The organism is Campylobacter sp. CNRCH_2013_0855 (assembly GCF_025773025.1).
GTDB classification, from domain to species: Bacteria; Campylobacterota; Campylobacteria; order Campylobacterales; family Campylobacteraceae; genus Campylobacter_D; species Campylobacter_D jejuni_C.
In genome coordinates, this window is record NZ_JAKMTE010000039.1 from 1 (window position 1) to 1680 (window position 1680).

The 1680-nt window shown below is 29.3% G+C and carries 1 pseudogene; it reads left to right on the forward strand.

The features are described 5' to 3' along the window. Positions 1-1680 (forward strand): annotated as a pseudogene (locus L8X40_RS08275) (hypothetical protein); the annotation flags it as partial.

The window sequence follows — 1680 nt, forward strand, 5'->3', positions numbered from 1 at the left end:
GATGATAGTTGGAGTAAATCTTTTACATCTACTTTTAATGGTAATGGTTATACTTTGAGTAATATTGTGTTAGATGCTTCTATTTTTAACAGTAGTAATAATAAAACACATGGAAAATATTATATAGGTATTTTTAGTGGAGTTGGAAATGGTGGTGTTGTCAAAAACTTAAAAGTTGAAAATATCAATATGAAAGGTGATAAAGCCACTGGAACTATAGCAGGTGTTTCAAAAGGTGGAGGTTTTTATGATATTTCTGTTAAAAAAGTAAAACAAGTAGATTCTGTATTTAGCCATGCAGGAGGTTTTGTGGGGGCTATAGATGGCTCTAAAGGAGGAAATTATGAAAGAATATCTATTGAAGAGTTGACAAAGATTGAAGGAGAAAATGGTGCTGGAGGATTTGCTGGTTATGCGAGTTCAGGTGTTTTTAAAGATATAAATATTTATAAGAGCAATAGTATTTTTGGTCAGCATTCTGGAGGTTTTATAGGTTATGTGGGAAAACCCGGTGCTTACGCTCCTACAGTTGATAAAATAATTTTTGAAAATATTAAACTAAGTGATTTTGATAAAATAGGTGGCTGGACTTGGACTGGAGGTTTTATAGCCAACTTTTGGGGTCATAAAGCCAATGAGGTATTATTTAAAAATATTTTACTTGATGATATAAGAAAAATAACAGCAGAGCAAGGTGTTGGAGGTTTTATAGTAAAATCAAACGCTGGTAAATATGAAAATATTACTTTAAACAATATAGGAGAACTTTCAGCTACCATGGGAGCTGAAAGTTCTGGTGGTTTTATAGGTCTTATAGAAGATGGAGAATTTAAAAATATTAAACTAAATGATATTGAATTTATAAAATTTTATGAGGGTGAGTTTACTGGTTTATTTGCAGGTGAAATTTTAAAAGGAAGCTATGAAAATATATCTATAAGCAATATAGATAAGATTGATGTATATGATGTGAATTTTTTATCTTTGTTTGCCGGACAAATAGGGAATAGTTATGTTTCTGGAAATTCAACTTTTAAAAACATAATCATTTATAATATAGGTAATATAAAATACGATGGATATATTAGTGGTGGTTATGGTGATCCATATTATGGAAATATAGGTATTTTTGCTGAGCAAGCTAAAAATGCTACCTTGGAAAATATCTTTGTGTCTTTAGATGGTTTAACTATAAGCAATGACAAAAGAAACGATTTAAGATTTAAAACAGCTTTTATTTATAATAATGAAAGCGACACTGCTTTTTCTGATAATAATGTAAATTTCAAAGGAAATATTTTTCTTTATTATGATAAAGATTTATTTTCAGCTTATGATAACTATACAGATAATAAATATAATAACAATTTAACTTTCTCCCAAAATCAATACGATAACTTCATCACTTCCGCTCAAACAGCCACAGGAATACAATATGATCAAGCTTCTAAATCATTTAAAACTACCACTGACTTTGATATAACAGATCCTAATTTTAGCACCATAGGTGAAGGTGGAGAAGGTGGAGAAGGTAGTGATGCAAAGCTAGATGAAGATGATTTACTTCAAGAAATAATCAAAGAAGAAATCATCGATGATATCACCAATGGAAAATATAAATTACAAATAAGTGATTTATTAAAAATGCTAGAAGATAAAGCAAATTATTCTAAAATGAGT